The 275-nt window shown below is 36.4% G+C and carries 1 protein-coding gene; it reads left to right on the top strand.

The window, feature by feature from the left end; all coding sequences use genetic code 11:
• Positions 1 to 214, top strand: a 214-nt coding sequence (gene tnpA / locus ADF68_RS00025; RefSeq protein WP_049548098.1) for an IS200/IS605 family transposase, incomplete at its 5' end; no start/stop codon positions are given.
• Positions 215 to 275 lie beyond the last annotated feature (61 nt).

The following is a 275-nucleotide window of genomic DNA, read 5'->3' as shown; positions in this document are numbered from 1 at the left end:
AAGTGTTTCTAGTTTCATGGGTTATTTAAAGGGTAAAAGTGCACTCATGATGTTTGACAAACAAGCCAACCTCAAGTACAAGTTTGGGAATCGACATTTCTGGTCGGAAGGTTATTATGTGAGTACAGTAGAGCTTAATGAAGCCACAATAAGGAAATACATCCAAAATCAGGAAAAGCAAGATATAGCACTAGATAAATTAAGTGTGAAATAATATGAGGATCCCTTTAGGGATAGTGGTAAGTAATACTAAAGCCTCTTTGAGAGGCAAGTGA

The sequence above is a fragment of the Streptococcus pseudopneumoniae genome (assembly GCF_001068775.1).
In the GTDB taxonomy this organism is placed as follows: Bacteria; Bacillota; Bacilli; order Lactobacillales; family Streptococcaceae; genus Streptococcus; species Streptococcus pseudopneumoniae_N.
Note: the sequence above shows the minus strand (reverse complement) of the source record. Positions and strands in the feature narration are given on the sequence as shown.